Consider the following 17,590-nt stretch of genomic DNA (forward strand, 5'->3'; position numbering starts at 1 on the left):
TGCCCCCCCCCGCCGCGCCCCGGGCCCCCCCTGGTGGGGGGGGCGGGGGGGGGTGGGGGGGGGGCCCGCGGGGCGGGCCCCCCCGCCCCTCCCCTTCGCGCTCCGAAGCGCCTATGGCAGCAGTTCCTCCAGGAACGCCTTGGTCCTGGCGGGCGGCTCGGCCATGGCGCACAGCCGGTCCATGACCGCCATGTAGTTCTCCACCTCTTCGCGCTTCTCCAGATAGAGCGAGGAGGTGAGCTGTTCCAGATAGACGACGTCCGGGAGATCGGGCTCCAGAAACCTCATTATGGTGACGGGCCCACCGGCGGCCGCGAGGCCGCCGATCCGGAACGGGGCGATCTGGACCGTGATGTTGCGCTGCTCGGCGGCCCACAGCAAGTGCCGGATCTGACCTTCCATCACGGCACTGCCGCCGAGCGGCCGTCGGAGCGCCGCCTCGTCGACCACGGCCCAGAGCCGGGGCGCGTGCGGCTGCTTGAGCATGTCCTGGCGCTCGACCCGCAGCCTGGCCCGCCGCTCGACCTCGCGGGCCGAGGCGCGCGGATGGCCCAGCCGCACGACCTCGTGCGCGTACTCCGGCGTCTGGAGGAGACCGGGGATGAACTGCACCTCGTACGTGCGGATCACCGAGGCCGCCTCTTCCAGGCCGATGAGGCGGTCGAACCAGGGCGACATGACGTCGCTGTACTTCTGCCACCAGCCCGGCGTGCTCGCCTGACGGGCCACGGAGAGGTACTCCTCGCGCTCCGCGGCGTCCGTGACGCCGTAGAGCGTGAGCAGGTCCTCGACGTCCCGCTCCTTGCAGCCCACCCGGCCCAGTTCCAAGCGGCTGATCTTGGCGTGCGAACCCCGGATCGCGTCCCCCGCGGCTTCCCGGGAGATGTTGCGCTGCTCGCGCAGCCGCCGCAACTGCGTGCCCAGCACGATGCGCAGGATCGTCGGCCCGCCGCGCGGCTGTTCGAGGATGCGCCTGACCGACTTCGCGCGTTCCGCCTCTGCTGACATCCCGCCTGTCCTTGCTCCCCTGAGTGACCGTTCGAGTGCTCAGTGTCCCACCACTCACCCACCCCGTACAGCCATGCAGGACGCACGTACCGATGCCATGTGTCGCTGCCATGTGCGACGTGGGTACGCGCGTCCCTGTGGCCTGGTCCGGTGGCCTGGTGGGACCGCGCGCCGACGCTCGCGCGGTCCCGTGAATCTCAGCCGTCAGAGTGGATTTCAGCCGTCGGAGGGGACCAGATCGTCGAAGTCCCCGTCCTTGGCTCCCTGGATGAACGCGGCCATTTCCGCGGCGGTGTAGATGAGCGCGGGACCCGAGGGGTGGCGGGAGTTGCGGACGGCGACGCCGCCGTCGCCGAGCCCCGCCAGCTCGACGCAGTTCCCGTTGGGGTTGCTGCGCGCGCTCTTCCGCCAGGTGACGTCCTGCAACCGGGTGGCCTCGATGCCGTTGTCGATGTGCATAAAGCGCCTCTCCATCAGTGCCGCGAACGGATCGCGGGAGTGCTGGAACCTGATGGCTGAACACCTTCCCACACCGGAGCGTTCTTACATCTGTAATTGCAGATGTACTTGCATCCGTAAGAACGTGTCCGCGAGAATGACCCGCGCAGAACGACTGACGTCAACTGAGCTCAAGATCACGAGAGTTGACGGTCATCACTCGCACTCTGGAGTCCCATTGACCTCACAAGGCTTTGAACGACCCGCTGTCGCAGGGCCGGTGGACGATCAGGCCGAGCCCGAGTGGGACGACCCCCTCACACGTCTGCTGCTCCTGCTGGAGATCGCCGACGAGCCGCCGTGGCTGCGCCAGATCGAGCGCTCGCCGCGGAGCGAGGAGGGCCGGCTCGGACACAGAGCGGGCTGACCCGGGCACAGCGCAGGCTGAGGGGTCCCGCTCCTGGGATCACCGTGCTCCACGGGGGTGGGTACGGACGGTCGAGGGCGCGGTCATGCCGGTGAGGGCGGCCGGGAGCGGGGCCGTGTGCAGGATGTCGAGCCGGGAGACCGCGCGGGTCAGCACCACGTACAGCCGGTGCGCGCCGCGCGGTTCGGCCGCGACGACGGCCGAGGGTTCGAGCAGGATCACGTGGTCGTACTCCAGGCCCTTCGCCGCGCTCGCGGGCAGCACCGTCACCCGCGCCTCGCCGCCGATCTCCTCCGCCGACGCGGTGCGGACACCCGCGCGCGTCAGCGCCGTGCGGGCCGCCTCCGCCTGTTCGTCGGCGGCGATGACGGCGACAGAGCCCTCGCGGGCCAGCGCCTCCCCTACCGCCTCGGCCGTCGCGCGCGCCAGGTCCGGGACCTCGCGTACGCGCAGTTCGCCGTCGCCGCGCAGTGAGCGCGCCGGCGGCACCGGCACGTCCAGCGAGTCCAGCAGCGCGTTGGCCGCCGCCACGATGGCGCGCGGCACCCGGAACCCCGTGGTCAGCGGCACGACCCGCGCCTCGGGCCGCCCCAGGTGCGCGAGCTGCTCCGGCCACCGCGCCGCGGCCCAGGGCGTGGTGCCCTGCGCGAGGTCGCCCAGCACGGTCAGCGAGCCGTACTCGCTGCGGCGGGCTATCACGCGGCACTCCATGGGGGAGAGGTCCTGCGCCTCGTCCACGACCACGTGCCCGTAGCTCTCCTCGGGGCGCCCGATCAGCCCGGCCACCTCGTCCAGCAGCACCAGATCGGCACGCGACCACCGCGCGCCGCGGAACGTGCGAGGGGCCCGCTCCCACAGCAGCGCCCGCTGCTCGGGTTCGGTGAGCAGGCCGTCGGCGCTACGGCTCAACTCCCCGGCGTTGCCCAGGAGTTGAGCCAGCACTTCCTCGGGGCGCGCCTTGGGCCACACCGCGTCCAGGAAGGCCGTGACGGCGCGGGCCCTGCCCATGCGGCGCAGCCACTCGGCGCCCGGCGGGCCCGCCCTGCGCTCCGCCCTGTCGCGCAGCAGCGCCACGACCCGGGCCCGCACCCGCTCCCTGCCCACCTCGTACGGCGGATCCTCGCGCCCGACCAGTTCGACGAGCCGTGCCAGCTCCCCGGCGTCGACGCGCCAGCGGTAGGAGCCGTCGGGCACGACGAGGGGTTCCTCCGGGGCCCGCACCCGTCCGTAGAGGGCGCGCCGGAGCACGGCCGCCATCCGGGGGTCGTGCTTGACGCGGGCCGCGGCCTCGCCGTCCTCGGTGACGGCGGGGTGCCGGGCGACGAGATCGCCGACCGTGCACTGCCGCACGCCGACCTCGCCGAGCGAGGGCAGCACCTGCGAGATGTAGCGCAGGAACGCCTCGTTGGGGCCGAGGACGAGCAGCCCGCCGCGCGCGATGCGCCGGGGGTGGGTGTAGAGGAGATAGGCGGCGCGGTGCAGTCCGACGGCGGTCTTGCCGGTGCCGGGTGCGCCCTGGACGCAGAAGGACTCGTCCAGGCCGCCGCGTACGAGGTCGTCCTGCTCCGGCTGGATGGTGGCGACGATGTCGCGCATCGGGCCGACGCGGGGGCGCTCGATCTCCCCGGCGACGATCGCGCTGGCGGGGGCTTCGCCTGTGCCTGTGCCGGTGCCTGTGCGGGTGCCGTCTCCGTCGTGTGCGGTGAGGTGTTCGTCCTCCAGGCCCGTGAGGTCCTCGGGCGCGCCCCGGCTGCCTGGCGCCCAGCCGAAGCGGCGGCGCACGGCGACACCTCGGGGCTGTGCGGCGGTTGCCTGGTAGAAGGCGCGCGAGACGGGGGCGCGCCAGTCGAGGACGAGGGGCGGCGCGGCCGGGTGCTCGGCGACGCGGCGGCGGCCGATGTAGTAGCGCTGCGCCTCGTGGGCGGCGTCCGTGCGGGTTCCCGGGCCGCTTTCGGGGCCGGTTTCCGGGTTGGTGTCCCGGTCGGAGAAGTCGAGGCGGCCGAAGAAGAGGGGCGCTTCGGGCTCCTCGCGCAGTTCCTTGGCCCAACTGCGCAGCGCGCGCCCGAGAGCCTCCGCGCTGGCCCCGTCACCGGAGACGCCCTCCTCCCGCACGACACCGGCGCCGCTCGTCACCCGCTCCTGCGCGTCGGCGACGGTCCGCGCCATGGCGTCCCGGCATACCCGTGCGTACGCGCGCTCCCTGGTCAGTTCGTCGGCGTCGGCCGCTCCGTCCCCGGCCGCTCCGTCCTCGGTCGGTGTGCCCCCGTCCCGCTCACCGTGCGGACGCATCGCCCGTGCCCTCTCCGTTCGGTGCTCCGTCCGGGTCCGGGAGGCCGGCGCGCAGCAGCGCGAAGGCGTGCTCGGCTGCCTCGATCGCGCCCTCGTACACCTCGTCGGCCGGGGTGCCGTCGGCGATGCGGCGCCAGTTGTCGAGCGCGAGGATGCGCTGGACCGCGACGATCTGGCCCGCCGCGAGCCGCGCCGTCAGGCCGGGCCCGGACTCGGGCTCCTCGGCGCCCCGCGCCGCTCCGCCTCCGCCTCCGCTTCCGCTTGCGTGCGCGGCCTCGTGCAGCGCCGTCGCGAGGGCGTGTTCGGAGCGCGAGGTGTACGCGTGCAGCCGCGCCACCAGGCTGGGTGTGCCGTAGAGGAGCCGGTGGAAGGCCAGCACGGCCTCGTGGTCGCACAGCCCCGTGACGGGGTCGCGTTCGGCGAGTCCGTGCAGGAAGTGCGCGTGCAGCGCGGCCAGCGGCGAGGTGTCAGGGGCGCGCCCGCGCACGACGCGGGCGGCCTCGTCCTCGTGGTCGCCGAAGCGGTAGAGGGCCATGTCCTCCTTCGCCGGGAAGTAGCGGAAGAGGGTCGGCTTCGAGACCTCGGCGGCCTCCGCGATCTCGGCCACGGAGACCTGGTCGAAGCCGCGTTCCAGGAAGAGGGCGATGGCCGCTTCCGAGATCGCCTCGTATGTGCGCTGTCGCTTGCGCTCCCGCAAGCCCTGCTGCTGCTCGGTCATGGGGCGAGCGTAACAGAAAATGTAACTCGGTTAAATTTATTACCGAGTATCCAAGGTTGGAGGGGGTGCCGGGCCGCGGTCCCGGGCCGTTTCCGTACGCGGGCGCACTGTTGACGCTGTACGCGCGTGCCCGGAGAATCCGAGAAGGCCCGCGCGTCCGCGCACACGGCGCGAGCGGCGGGCAGGATCGGTGGGGTGCCATGAGTGGTGGAGAGCCGGAGGCCGACTGCTCCGCCACCCCCGCGCCCAGCCTCACTTCCCCCTCCGCCCCCGCGCCCTCGGCGCGCGCCGGATGGCTGCTCACCTCCCGCCGCCACATCGATCTGCTGCGAGTGTGCAGCGCGAGGTAAGGCCCGCCTGGAGGGAAGCCCTTCGTGGCCCGTCCGGCTCGGCGCCCGTCCTTCGCGGGTCCGGGGCGCCGCTCAGGACGCCCGCCGCCCGGCCCCTCCGGGACCCCGCTGACGTGCCGTAGACCCGTCATGCCGCGACCCGTAGCGCACCATCGCCCGCTCGCCAGCCACGCCCGAGGGAGAGCCATGTCCGCGACCCTGTCCACGTCCGCGCCCACGTCCGCGTCCGCGTCCACGTCCATGACTGCCGAAACCGTGCCGTCGGAGGGAACCGGCGGCCGGGGAGTCTTCCGGGGGCGGATCGGGTGCCGCGACGGGAGCGGCTTCCACGCCGTGCCCCACCGCTACCGCCTCCACCTCGTGCCGTCCTGTCCGTCGTCCCTGCGCATAGCCGTCACGCGCCGGCTGATGGGGCTGCACGCGACGCTGCCCGTCACCGTGCTGCCCCCGGCGCCCGACGCCGGGCACGGCTACGCCTCGCTCGGCGGCCTGTACGAGGCCACCCGGCACCGCTACCAGGGCACCCTCTCGGCGCCCGTGCTCAGCGACGGGTGGACGGGCCGGATCGTCAGCAACCACGCCCCCGACATCGTCCGTGACCTGGCCGGACGCTTCGAGCGCGGCGCGGAGGCGCCCGAGCTGTACCCCGTCGAGCGGGCCCGTGGCATCGGCGCGTTCGAGGAACTGGCCGAGGAGCGCCCCGACGAGGCGCTGGTCGAGGCGGAGGACCGTCTCACGGCGGCGGGCGGCGACGGTGCCTTCCTGCTGGGCGGTGCGCTGACCGCCGCTGACGTGCAGTTGTGGGCGGTGGTCACCGTACGCCGCTACGGGCCGCGGGGCGCGGCGGGCCCTCGCGTGACGGAGCACGTGGCGCGGCTCGGCGCACTGCCCGCTTTCCGGGAGGCGGCGCGGGGCCTGGCGCACCTCGGGGACTGAGGTGCGGACGCCGCCTCGCGGCGCGGACTCCGGCCATCCGCCCGGAATGCTCCTTTTGCGGGATATTTCCGGTGCTGCTGTAGTGGGCGGGGAGGCGTGCTGGTCGCCTCACTCCACCTCACCGCAAAGGACCGGGCCATGGCCGACTTCCTCACCGACGTGCAGACCCTGCGGGACAAGGCCCGCGACGACATCATGAGCGGCCCGGTGACCTCCTCGTACGGAACCGACGTCGGGAAGGTCATCGAGCTGCTGAACGTCGCGCTCGCCACCGAGCTGATCTGCGTGCTGCGCTACCGGCAGCATCACTTCACCGCCTCGGGGCTGGACTCCGAGCCGGTGGCGGCGGAGTTCCTGGAGCACTCCAACGAGGAACAGGACCACGCCGACCAGCTCGCCGACCGCATCGTCCAGCTCGGCGGCGATCCCCTCTTCGACCCCTCGGCGCTCGCGGGCCGCGCCCACTCGGAGTACGTCACCGCCACCGACCTGAGCGAGATGGTGCGCGAGAACCTCGTCGCCGAACGGGTCGCCATCGCCTCGTACACCGAGATGATCAACTGGATCGGCTCGGCCGACCCCACCACGCGCCGGGTACTGGAAGGGATCCTCGCCAAGGAGGAGGAGCACGCCGACGACATGCTCACCTTCCTCGAACCCCAGCACTGAACACCCCGCAGCACCGAGCGCCCCGCGCGTGGGTCCGGCGCAGGGTCCGGCGCAGGGCCCGGTGCCGGTGCGCAGGGGACTCGTCCCGCACCTCTGGAGTTGTCTCCCATGACCATGCCGCCCTTCGGTTCCCCCGGGCCGTCCTCCGGTTCCGGCTCGTCCTCCTCCGACCCGTTCTCCGACCTCCTCAACAGGTTCTTCGGCATGTCCCCCGTCTCGTCGCCGCCCGCCGTGCAGCGGGTGCCGATCGGGCGGCTGCTGACGGACTCGGCGCGCGAGCTGATCGCGCGCGCCTCGGCCCGCGCCCAGGAGGACGGCAGCCCGGACCTGGACACCGAGCACCTGCTGTGGGCCTGCACCCAGGTCGAGCCCGCGCGGTCGCTGCTCGAACGCGCGGGCGCCGACGCCGACGCGCTCGCCGGTGCCGTGGCGGAGGCGCTGCCGGGGGAGAGCGGCACACCGTCGGCGGAGCCGGGGCTGACCCCGGCAGCCAAGCGGGTGCTGATCGCCGCGCACGCGCTCTCGCAGGCAGCGGGCGTCTCCTATATCGGCCCCGAGCACGTCCTCGCGGCCCTGCTGGACGACCGTGACTCCGGCGCGGGCCGCTTCCTGGCGGGCAACGGCCCCGACAACCGGCGGCTGGCCCGCGCTGTCGAGGGCGCCGCGCGCGGCGAGGGCACCGGGCCGGGCCCTGAACGCGGCGGACAGGGCGGCAGTTCGACGCCGACCCTGGACGAGTACGGGCGCGACATGACCGAGGAGGCGAGGGCCGGGAAGCTGGACGTGGTCGTCGGGCGCGGCGAAGAGGTCGAGCAGACGGTGGAGATCCTCTCCCGGCGCACGAAGAACAACCCCGTCCTCATCGGCGAACCCGGCGTCGGCAAGACCGCCATCGTCGAGGGCCTGGCCCAGCGCATCGTGGCCGGTGACGTGCCGCAGACCCTCAAGGACAAGCGCGTCGTCGCCCTCGACCTGACCGGTCTTGTGGCGGGCTCCAAGTACCGGGGCGAGTTCGAGGAGCGGCTGAAGAACGTCATCGACGAGGTCGGCCGGGCCTCCGACTCCATGATCCTGTTCATCGACGAACTGCACACCGTCGTGGGCGCGGGCTCCGGAGGGGAGGGCTCGATGGACGCGGGCAACATCCTCAAGCCCGCGCTCGCCCGCGGCGAACTGCACGTCATCGGCGCCACCACACTGGACGAGTACCGCAGGAACATCGAGAAGGACGCCGCGCTGGAGCGCCGCTTCCAGCCCGTCATGATCCCCGAGCCCTCCGTCGAGGAGACCGTCGAGATCCTGGACGGCCTGCGCGACTCCTACGAAGCACACCACCAGGTCCGCTTCACCGACGAGGCACTGCGCGCCGCGGCCGAGCTGTCCGACCGCTATCTCACCGACCGCTTCCTGCCCGACAAGGCCATCGACCTGATGGACACGGCGGGCGCGCGCGTGCGGCTGCGCTCGCTGGGGCGCTCGACGGAGGTCGTCTCGCGCGAGGACCGGCTGGCCAAGCTCAGGCGCGAGAAGGAACAGGCCGTCGCCGCCGAGGACTTCCGCCGCGCCGACGAGATCAAGCGCGAGACCGCCGAGGTGGAGGCGGAGCTGGCGGGGGTCGAGGAGCGGCGCGAGGGCGTCATGTCCGTCACCGCCGACGACATCGCCGAGGTGCTGTCCCGGCGCACCGGCATCCCCGTCGCACAGCTCACCGAGACCGAGCGGGAGAGGCTGCTGAAGCTGGAGAGCGCCCTGCACGAGCGCGTCGTCGGCCAGGAAGAGGCGGTCACCGCCGTGGCCGAGGCCGTGCGCCGCAACCGCGCGGGCATGGGCGACCGCAACCGGCCCGTCGGCTCCTTCCTCTTCCTTGGCCCTACGGGGGTGGGCAAGACCGAACTCGCCAAGGCGCTGGCCGAGCTGCTCTTCGGCGACGAGAACAGGCTGGTCCGCTTCGACATGAGCGAGTACCAGGAGAAGCACACCGTCTCGCGCCTCGTCGGAGCGCCGCCCGGCTATGTCGGCCATGAGGAGGCCGGGCAGTTGACGGAGCAGGTCAGGCGGCGGCCGTACAGCGTGCTCCTCTTCGACGAGGTGGAGAAGGCACACCCCGACGTCTTCAACTCGCTGCTCCAGGTGCTGGACGACGGGCGCCTCACCGACGCGCAGGGGCGCACCGTGGACTTCCGGAACACGGTCGTCATCATGACCAGCAACATCGGGGCCCAGCGCATCCTGGCCCACCAGGGCAGGACGGACGAGATCCGCGACCAGCTCATGGGGGACCTCGGCGGCCGTTTCCCGCCCGAGTTCCTCAACCGCATCGACGAGATCATCATCTTCCACGGACTCGGCGAGGACGACCTCGGCGGCGTCTTCGACCGGCTGCTGGAGCGCAGCGTGCGCAAGCTGCGGGCCCAGGACATCGGCCTGGAGGTCACCGAGGCGGCGAAGAAGCTGCTCATCGCGCACGGCCACCAGCCGGAGTACGGGGCACGCCCGCTGCGGCGCACGATCCAGACGGAGCTGGACAACCGCATCGCCTCGCTGCTGCTCGGCGAGGAGGTGGGGCCCGGCGACACGGTGGTCGCCGACGTCCAGGACGACTCCCTGGTCTGCTCGGTCCGCCACGGGGGCGGGCAGCCCGGCACGTCGGACTCCGGCACGTCGTCCGGACCCGGCACCTCCGGCCCGGACACCACTCCCGGCCCGGACGCCGCCCCCGGCACCGACACCAGGACGGAACCCCGCTCATGAAGGCTCTCCAGTACCCGAGCATCGGCGCGGCGCCCGCCGTCGTCACCGTGCCCGATCCCGAACCTGGCCCCGGGCAGGTGCTGTTGAAGGTCACGGCGGCCGGCGCCTGCCATTCGGACATCGCCGTCATGGGCTTCAGCGCAGAGCAGATCGCCTTCCCCCTCCCGCTCACCCTCGGGCACGAGGGCGCGGGAACCGTCGCCGCGCTCGGTCCTGGCGCCACGGGGGTGGAGGTCGGCCAGGCGGTCGTCGTCTACGGGCCCTGGGGCTGCGGGGTGTGCCGGATGTGCGCGCGGGGCGAGGAGAACTACTGCCTGCGCGCCCAGCAGGAGGGCATCTTCCCGCCGGGGCTGGGCGAACCGGGCGCCATGGCCGAGTACCTCCTCGTGGACGACCCCCGCCACCTCGTGCCCATCGGCGACCTGGACCCCGTGCGGACCGTGCCGCTGACCGACGCCGGGCTCACCCCGTACCACGCCATCAAGCTCTCGCTGCCCAAGCTGGTCGCCGGCAGCACGGCCGTCGTCATCGGCACCGGCGGCCTCGGGCACGTCGCCATCCAGTTGCTGCGCGCCATGACCGCGACCCGCGTCGTCGCCCTCGACATCAACGACGACAAACTCGCGCTCGCCCGCAGCGTCGGCGCACACGAGGTGCTGCTCTCCGACGAGCGCGCCGCAGGCCGCATCCGCGAGCTGACCGGCGGCGAAGGAGCCACCGTCGTCCTCGACTTCGTGGGGGCGCCCGCCACCCTCGCCCTCGCGGGCGGGAGCGTCGGTGTCGAGGGCGACGTCACCATCGTCGGCATCGGCGGCGGCACACTCCCCGTCGGCTTCGGTGTGCTGCCCTACGAGGTGACGGCGCGCTCCCCGTACTGGGGCAGCCGCTCCGAGCTGATCGAGGTGCTCGACCTGGCGCGGCAGGGGGCACTCGACGTCCACGTCGAGACCTTCTCCCTGGACGAGGCACCCCACGCCTACCGACTGCTGCACGACGGAAAGGTCAACGGCCGCGCAGTCGTGGTCCCTTGAGCTGTTGAACCGTTGAGCTGTCTCCTGGCGCGCACAGCACGCACACTGGAGGGAAAGCGGAGGAGCGAGACAAGGGAGAGTTGACCCAGATGACCGACCAGTCCGCAGTTCCCACCGCCAAGGGCCGTGTCGTCGTCGGCGTCGACGGGTCGGGCGCTTCCCTGCGCGCGCTCGACCGCGCCGCCGACGAGGCCGAACGGCGCGGCGCCGAGCTGGAGATCCTGTGCGGAGGGCTGTGGCCCCGACGCGCGGCCGTGCCCGTCACCCAGAGCGACACCGAACGCTTCCTCAAGGCCGCAGCCGAGATCGTCGACGAGGCGGTCCAGCGGGTGGCGGAACGCGCGCCCGGGCTCAGGGCCGTGCCGTCCACGCCGGTCGAGACCCCGGCAGCCGACGCGCTCGTGCGCGCCAGCCGCACCGCCGCGCTCACCGTCGTCGGCACCCGGGGCAGGGGCGGCTTCGCCGGGCTGCTGCTCGGCTCGGTCAGCCTCCGCGTCGCCGCGCACTGCGAGGGCCCGCTGATGGTCGTACGCGGCGACACCCCCGCCGAGACCGCGCCGCGCGGCACCACGCTGGTGGGGCTCGGCTCGGACGCTGACAAGGAGGCGCTGCGCTTCGGCTTCGAGGAGGCCACCCGCCGCGAGTCCACGCTGCGCGTCCTGCACGTGTGGCCCTCGCCCCGGATGCCCGGACGGCTCCAACTGCCGCCCAAGGAGGTCGAGGAGCAGCGCGCCGCGGCGCTCGCCGTGGTGCGTGAGGCGGTGGCGCCCTTCCGGGAGCGGTATCCGCAGGTGCGGGTGAAGGAGGAGGAGCAGACCGGGGCGCCCGCCGGGCCGCTCATCGAGGCCAGCCGCGCCGCCGACGTGCTCGTGCTCTCCACGCACGCCCGCCAGCGCCGCCGCCTCGGCCTCCAGCTCGGCCCCGCGGCGCACGCGGTGCTGCACCACGCGCACTGCCCGGTGGTGCTCGTCCCGGCACAGTGACCCGAGGCTGACCGTCCGGCCACGGGCGCGGCGCGGTGCGGCGCGGTGCGGTGCGTGCCGTCGGGCTGGGGAGGCAGGCCGTCTTGACAAGGTGACATGCCCGCAACAGGCAGTTCCTGGACTCACCCCACCACGCGGACCACGCGGACCATGAGGAAAGGGACCTCGGATGCGAAGGATGCGAAGAGCCTTACGCGGCGGCCTGCACCCCCTCCTGCCCCTGCTGCTGCTCGCCGCGCTCCCCGCGAGCCTCCTGGCCGCCCCGCCCGCCGCGGCGGGGCGCGCCCACGACCCGGCCGCGGAACGCCCGCACGGCCCCGTGCCGGTGGTCGGGCGCGACCTCGGCGAACTGCGCCGCGCGCTGGAGCGGGGTGAGGTCACCTCCGTCCAGCTCGTCGACGCCTATCTGCGGCGCGTCGACGCGTACGAGGACGCCTACGCGGACCAGCCCGGGATCAACGCCGTGATCTCCGTGGACCGGCGCGCGGCGCGGGCCGGTGCGGCGCGCCTGGACGCCGAGCGCGCCGCAGGACGGGTGCGCGGGCCGCTGCACGGAATCCCCCTCGTGCTCAAGGACAACTACGACACCGCCGACGCGCCGACCACCAGCGGCTCCGTCGCCCTGCGCGAACTGCGCCCGCGCCGCGACGCCACCCAGGTGCGCAGACTGCGCGAGGCGGGCGCGATCGTTCTCGCGAAGACGAACATGCACGAGTTCGCGATGAGCGTCACCACCCTCAGCTCGCTCGGCGGCCAGACCCGCAACCCGTACGACCAGACCCGCCACCCCGGCGGCTCCAGCGGCGGCACGGCAGCAGCCGTCGCCGCCGCCTTCGCGCCCGCCGGGATGGGCACGGACACCTGCGGCTCCATCCGCATCCCCGCCTCGCACAACAACCTCGTCGGACTGCGCCCCACCCTCGGCCTCTCCAGCCGCGCCGGGATCGCCCCGCTCGCGGGCACGCAGGACACCGCGGGCCCGATGACCGTCTCCGTACGGGACGCGGCGCTGCTCCTCGACGCCACCGCCGGGCACGACCCCAGGGACCCGGTCACCGAGGCCGCCAGGGGGAAGGTCCCGCGCAGCTATCTCGACGGCCTCTCCCGCGACGCACTGCGCGGCAAGCGCGTCGGCGTCTTCACCGACTACTTCGGCACGGAGGACGAGGCGGCGCCCACCAACGCCGTCGTACGCGAGGCCGTCGCCGACATGGCCAGGAGCGGGGCCACCCCCGTCGAGCTGGGCGCCCAGCCCGGCATCATGGAGGCGGCGGCCGGGGCCAACCGGGTCAGGGACGAGTTCGAGCGCGACCTCAACGCCTACCTCGCCGAGTCCGCCGACGGACACCCCCGCTCCCTCGCCCGCCTCGAACCCCCGCGCGACGAGATCACCCTCGCCGACATCGCCACCTCCGGCCAGGTCACCCCGAGCGTCCTGGAGACACTGCGCGCGTGGGTGCACAGCCCGCCCCTGCCCAACCCGGCGTACGAGGAGAAGCTGCGCCAGCGCGACGTGCTGCGCACCCTGCTGACGGAGCTGATGCGCGAGCACCGGCTCGACGCACTCGTCTACCCCTCCGTCAGCCAACCGCCCACCCCCGTCGGCACCACCCAGCCGTACGCCAACTGCCGCCTGTCCGGATACAGCGGCTTCCCCGCCCTCAGCGTCCCGGCCGGATTCACCGGGGAGGGGCTGCCCGTCGGCGTGGAACTGCTGGGCCGCCCCTTCGACGAGCCCGGGCTGCTGGCCATGGGCTACGCCTACGAGCAGGCCACCCGCCACCGCACCCCTCCGACGAGCACCCCGCCGCTGGTTGACTGAGCAGGACGCGGCGGCCGACTGAGGGAAAGATGGACCCCAGCGCCCCACATGACCCGGAGGTCGAGATGAGCAGCCCCGAGCAAACCCCCGACACCGACACCTACGACGTGATCGTGATCGGCGCGGGCCCCGTCGGCGAGAACGTCGCCGACCGCGCACACGCGGCGGGACTCAGCGCCGTGATCGTGGAACGGGAACTGGTCGGAGGAGAGTGCTCGTACTGGGCCTGCATGCCCAGCAAGGCCCTGCTGCGCCCGGTCGCCGCCGTCGCCGACGCGCGCCGCGTCGCGGGCGCGGCCCAGGCCGCCACGGGGAAGCTCGACGCGGCGGCCGTGCTGAAGCGGCGCGACGGCTTCGCGTCGGACTGGAAGGACGACGGGCAGGTCGGCTGGCTGGAGTCGGCCGGCATCGACCTGGTACGCGGCCACGGACGGCTTGACGGACCACGCCGCGTCACCGTGGAACGCCCCGACGGCACCACCACGGCCCTGACGGCCCGGCACGCCGTCGCCGTCTGCACCGGCAGCCGCGCCGCGCTGCCCGGACTGCCGGGCATCGAGGCGGCCAAGCCCTGGACCAGCAGGGAGGCGACCTCGGCCAAGGAGGTGCCGGGGCGGCTCGCGGTCGTCGGCGGGGGAGTGGTCGGGGTGGAGATGGCCACCGCCTGGCGCGCCCTCGGCTCCGCCGTCACCGTCCTCGTGCGCGGCGAGCGGCTGCTGCCGAAGATGGAACCATTCGCGGGAGAACTGGTCGCGGAGTCGCTGGCCGAGGCGGGCGCGAGCGTGCGCACCGGTGTCTCCGTCGAGAAGCTGGCCCGCCCGGCGCCGGACGGGCCGGTGACCCTGACGCTCGACGACGGCGGGGAACTCGTCGTCGACGAGGTCCTGTTCGCGACGGGGCGGGCGCCGCGCACCGAGGACATCGGCCTGGACACGGTGGGGTTGAAGCCCGGCAACTGGCTTGCCGTGGACGACAGTTGCCGCGTCGAGGGGGTCGAGGGCGGCTGGCTGTACGCGGTCGGTGACGCCAACGGGCGCGCGTTGCTGACGCACCAGGGCAAGTACCAGGCCCGTATCGCGGGCGCGGCTCTGGCTGCCCGCGCCACGGGTGCGTCCGGGCCGGAGACCGGTGCCTGGGGTGCGCACGCGGCCACCGCCGACCACGCGGCGGTGCCCCAAGTGGTGTTCAGCGACCCCGAGGCCACCTCGGCGGGCCTCACCGCCGAGGAGGCGGCCGCGCGCGGCCTGCGGGTGCGTGCGGTGGACGTCGACCTGGGCGGCGTGGCGGGCGCGGCCCTCTTCGCGGACGGCTACCGTGGCCGCGCCCGCATGGTCGTCGACCTCGACACCGAGACCGTCGTCGGCGCGACCTTCGTGGGCCCCGGCGTCAGCGAACTCCTCCACTCCGCGACGACGGCCATCGTCGGCGAAATCCCCCTGCACCGGCTCTGGCACGCGGTGCCCGCGTATCCGACGATCAGCGAGGTGTGGCTGCGGCTTCTGGAGGAGTACCGGGGGTAGGGGGAAACGCAGGGTTGCCCCTTCACGCTGGTGTGCCCCTTCACGGGGTGCGGGGTGAAGGCCGCACGGGGTGCCCGGTTCTTGTTGGGGTGCGCCCTGCCTGGGTGCCCCTTTGGGGGTTCGTTCGCGTGCTGCGGGCCGGTGGCACGGGTTGTGCCCACCCTCCCCCAGCTACCGCTGGGAGGTGCCCCCTCGCCAGCGGGACGATTGCCCACAACATTTGGCGTGCCGTCGCCCGGCGGGAGCGGGCCCGGTGCGGGTGGGTGGCTTCGGCGCGGCGTGTGGTTGCGGTGCGTTGCGGCTTGCGCCGCGTGGTTCTTGGTTTGTGCCGGTGGCCGTGTGGGGTGTGTGGGTGGGGGGTGTCCGGTGCCGCGGTGGGGTGTCTCCTCGGCGTGAAGGTCTCGTTTTCGGCTTTCGGCCGGTGACTTTCTCGACCTGCGGGGACACCCCACCGCGTCCCCGTCCCGCCGGTGGCCCGCTACCACTCCGGGTCGGCTGAGCCCGGCCACATCCCCGGCGCGGGACCTACGGTCCCCACTTCACGGGCCAACCATCCCGCGCAACTCCCCCGGAGCAGGGTGCGCCTACCCGAGTGCCCCTCGGGGTCTCGTTCGCGTGTTGCGGGCCGGTGGCACGGGTTGTGCTCACCCTCCCCCAGCTACCGCTGGGGGAGCGCCCCCTCGCCGAGCGGGACGCTTGCCCACAACAAGGGTGGTGGGCCGCCGCCGTCGGCTTCCCCGACAGGGGCGGAGGCCCTCCGGCACGGTGCCGGTCCACAGCATGGGAACAAGCGGAGGGGCCACCGGCCGATAGTTGGCCACCGGGTGGGAGGGGACGCGGTGGGGTGTCCCCGCAGGTCGAGACGAACGACGGCGGAAAGCCGAACACGAAAGCTTCACGCCGAGGAGACACCCCGGCGCGGCGCCGACCCCCACCACACAGCAATCCCACACGGCCACCGGCACAAGCCATGAATCACGCGGCGCCAGCCGCGAACTACAGGTCCACACGCCGCGCCGAAGCCACCGGCCCGCACCCGGAATACGGCGAACCGCCCAGCGCAGCGCCCCGCACCACGTGCCGCGGCACAAAAATCGGCGCGGGACCCTACGGCACCCACCACACCGGACAACCGTCCCGCGCAACACCCCCGACGAACCGGCACAACCCCCCGTTTCCTTCCGCACCCCGCGAAGGGGACCCGCGCAGCACCCCCACCAGTCAGTGCGGGGTGCCCGATGTGTCGACGACCCCCGTCGCGTCGCGGCGGATCCGCTCGACACCCCACGCGCCCAGCGGCCCGAGCGCCTGGTTGAGGGTGTGGCCGTGCTCGGTCAGGGAGTATTCGACACGGGGTGGGACCTCCGCGTAGACCTCCCGCCGCACGAGGCCGTCCTCCTCCATCTCGCGCAGATGCTGCGTCAGCATCTTCTCGCTCACGCCCACCAGACCACGCCGGAGCTGCGCGAAGCGCCGTACCCCGTGCGCGTCGAGTTCCCAGAGGATCAGGCCCTTCCACTTGCCGCTCACGACGTCGAGCGCCGCGTCGATACCGCAGATGTAGGGCCCGTTCCTCGGCGCCTTGGCCACCGTTGACCTCCTCGCTCACCAAAAGGTAAGTACCGCAGTAATAAGTGGGTACTTCCGAGGTTAGCCGTGCGCTCCGAGCATGGAGGGGTGAACGGACAACACACCACAGCCTCCCGTCAGCAGAGACCTGTCACCGTCATCGGGCTCGGCCCCATGGGTCAGGCGATGACCCGCACGTTCCTGGCCGCGGGGCACCCTGTCACGGTCTGGAACCGCACCCCTTCCCGCGCGGACGGAGTCGTCGCCGAGGGAGCGACGCGCGCGGCCTCACCCGCCGAGGCGGTCGCGTCGAGCGATCTGCTGCTTCTCAGCCTCACCGACTACCGGGCCATGTACGACATCCTGGGCGGCGTCACGGGGCCGCTCACCGGCCGCACCCTCGTCAACCTCAGCTCGGACACGCCCGACCGGACCCGCGAGGCGGCCACCTGGGCGGCGGGCCACGGCGCCACCTTCCTCACCGGCGGTGTCATGGCGCCGGCGCCGATGGTCGGCACGGAGGCGTCCCTCGTCTACTACAGCGGCCCCTCCGAGGTGATGGAGCGTCACCGGGAGGCGCTGGCGCTGCTCGGCTCCCCCAGGTATCTGGGCGAGGACCACGGGCTGGCCCAGATGATGTACCAGGCGCAGCTCGCGGTGTTCCTCACCACGCTGTCCGGGCTGATGCACGCGACCGCGATGCTGGGCAGCACGGGCATGAAGGCCCAGGAGGCGCTGCCGGAGCTGCTCTCCCTCACCGATTCGATCGGCGCCATGATGAGGGCGGGGGAGGAGGCACCCGGTGCGGCCATGGACGCCGGGGAGCATCCGGGCGACCTCAGCACCGTCACGATGATGGGCGCGACCTCCGACCACATCGTGGAGACCAGTGCCGCGCTCGGTCTCGATCTCGCACTCGCGGAGGCCGTCCAGGCGCACTACCGGCGGGCGATCGAGGACGGGCACGGCGGCGACAACTGGACCCGCATCATCGACGGCATGCGCGCCCCACGCTGACCCCGGGCCCCTGACCCGTACCCCGACAACTCCCCGGTGGGGAGCGCCCGTCGGCCCCGAGA

15 protein-coding genes are annotated in these 17,590 nt (G+C 73.1%); 10 read left to right on the forward strand and 5 right to left on the reverse strand.

Annotated features, from left to right (window positions below):
- Nucleotides 1-111 precede the first annotated feature (111 nt).
- Nucleotides 112-1,008, reverse strand: a complete 897-nt coding sequence (locus tag ACWGJ2_RS33195; RefSeq protein WP_453350033.1) for a helix-turn-helix domain-containing protein — start codon at nucleotides 1,006-1,008, stop codon at nucleotides 112-114.
- A gap of 216 nt (nucleotides 1,009-1,224) precedes the next feature.
- The gene (locus ACWGJ2_RS33200; protein WP_453350034.1) at nucleotides 1,225-1,467 is read right to left on the reverse strand and encodes a DUF397 domain-containing protein; all 243 of its coding nucleotides are present in this window, start codon (nucleotides 1,465-1,467) and stop codon (nucleotides 1,225-1,227) included.
- 217 nt (nucleotides 1,468-1,684) lie between these two features.
- On the opposite strand from ACWGJ2_RS33200, the gene ACWGJ2_RS33205 reads away from it, so the two are divergent.
- Nucleotides 1,685-1,873: a hypothetical protein gene (locus ACWGJ2_RS33205; RefSeq protein ID WP_453350035.1), complete on the forward strand. Its 189-nt coding sequence runs from the start codon at nucleotides 1,685-1,687 to the stop codon at nucleotides 1,871-1,873.
- A 39-nt stretch (nucleotides 1,874-1,912) separates the two neighbouring features.
- Here the strand turns inward: ACWGJ2_RS33205 and ACWGJ2_RS33210 are convergent, their stop codons facing one another.
- Together ACWGJ2_RS33210 and ACWGJ2_RS33215 are read right to left on the reverse strand one after the other, a co-directional pair.
- A complete protein-coding gene (locus tag ACWGJ2_RS33210) occupies nucleotides 1,913-4,039 on the reverse strand; it encodes a HelD family protein (RefSeq protein WP_453350070.1) in 2,127 nt (708 codons plus the stop codon).
- A gap of 106 nt (nucleotides 4,040-4,145) precedes the next feature.
- A complete protein-coding gene (locus ACWGJ2_RS33215; RefSeq protein ID WP_453350036.1) occupies nucleotides 4,146-4,880 on the reverse strand; it encodes a TetR/AcrR family transcriptional regulator in 735 nt (244 codons plus the stop codon).
- Between the two features lie 200 nt (nucleotides 4,881-5,080).
- On the opposite strand from ACWGJ2_RS33215, the gene ACWGJ2_RS33220 reads away from it, so the two are divergent.
- The 8 genes from ACWGJ2_RS33220 to ACWGJ2_RS33255 all read left to right on the forward strand — a co-directional run bounded on the left by ACWGJ2_RS33220 (nucleotide 5,081) and on the right by ACWGJ2_RS33255 (nucleotide 14,942).
- Nucleotides 5,081-5,230, forward strand: a complete 150-nt coding sequence (locus ACWGJ2_RS33220; RefSeq protein WP_453350037.1) for a hypothetical protein — start codon at nucleotides 5,081-5,083, stop codon at nucleotides 5,228-5,230.
- A gap of 186 nt (nucleotides 5,231-5,416) precedes the next feature.
- Nucleotides 5,417-6,166: a glutathione S-transferase family protein gene (locus tag ACWGJ2_RS33225; RefSeq protein ID WP_453350038.1), complete on the forward strand. Its 750-nt coding sequence runs from the start codon at nucleotides 5,417-5,419 to the stop codon at nucleotides 6,164-6,166.
- Between the two features lie 138 nt (nucleotides 6,167-6,304).
- Nucleotides 6,305-6,835 carry a ferritin-like domain-containing protein gene (locus ACWGJ2_RS33230; protein WP_453350039.1) on the forward strand — a complete coding sequence of 177 codons (531 nt, stop codon included), beginning with the start codon at nucleotides 6,305-6,307 and terminating at the stop codon, nucleotides 6,833-6,835.
- Nucleotides 6,836-6,943: 108 nt separating this feature from the next.
- Nucleotides 6,944-9,586 (forward strand): ATP-dependent Clp protease ATP-binding subunit, encoded by a 2,643-nt coding sequence (locus ACWGJ2_RS33235; RefSeq protein ID WP_453350040.1) that lies wholly within the window; start codon nucleotides 6,944-6,946, stop codon nucleotides 9,584-9,586.
- On the forward strand, nucleotides 9,583-10,617 hold the full coding sequence (locus ACWGJ2_RS33240; protein WP_453350041.1) for an NAD(P)-dependent alcohol dehydrogenase: 1,035 nt from the start codon (nucleotides 9,583-9,585) through the stop codon (nucleotides 10,615-10,617). The genes ACWGJ2_RS33235 and ACWGJ2_RS33240 overlap by 4 nt, the downstream gene beginning before the upstream one ends.
- Before the next feature lie 89 nt (nucleotides 10,618-10,706).
- Nucleotides 10,707-11,600, forward strand: coding sequence for a universal stress protein (locus tag ACWGJ2_RS33245; protein ID WP_453350042.1), 894 nt, complete (start codon nucleotides 10,707-10,709; stop codon nucleotides 11,598-11,600).
- Nucleotides 11,601-11,778: 178 nt separating this feature from the next.
- Nucleotides 11,779-13,422: an amidase gene (locus ACWGJ2_RS33250; RefSeq protein ID WP_453350043.1), complete on the forward strand. Its 1,644-nt coding sequence runs from the start codon at nucleotides 11,779-11,781 to the stop codon at nucleotides 13,420-13,422.
- 65 nt (nucleotides 13,423-13,487) lie between these two features.
- Entirely contained in the window at nucleotides 13,488-14,942 is a 1,455-nt protein-coding gene (locus ACWGJ2_RS33255; RefSeq protein ID WP_453350044.1) for a dihydrolipoyl dehydrogenase family protein, read from the forward strand.
- A gap of 1,221 nt (nucleotides 14,943-16,163) precedes the next feature.
- Here the strand turns inward: ACWGJ2_RS33255 and ACWGJ2_RS33260 are convergent.
- Nucleotides 16,164-16,532 carry a winged helix-turn-helix transcriptional regulator gene (locus ACWGJ2_RS33260; RefSeq protein WP_453350045.1) on the reverse strand — a complete coding sequence of 123 codons (369 nt, stop codon included), beginning with the start codon at nucleotides 16,530-16,532 and terminating at the stop codon, nucleotides 16,164-16,166.
- Nucleotides 16,533-16,619: 87 nt separating this feature from the next.
- On the opposite strand from ACWGJ2_RS33260, the gene ACWGJ2_RS33265 reads away from it, so the two are divergent.
- Nucleotides 16,620-17,528: an NAD(P)-dependent oxidoreductase gene (locus tag ACWGJ2_RS33265; protein ID WP_453350046.1), complete on the forward strand. Its 909-nt coding sequence runs from the start codon at nucleotides 16,620-16,622 to the stop codon at nucleotides 17,526-17,528.
- Nucleotides 17,529-17,590: the final 62 nt, after the last annotated feature.

The sequence above is a fragment of the Streptomyces sp. NPDC054796 genome (genome assembly GCF_053611545.1).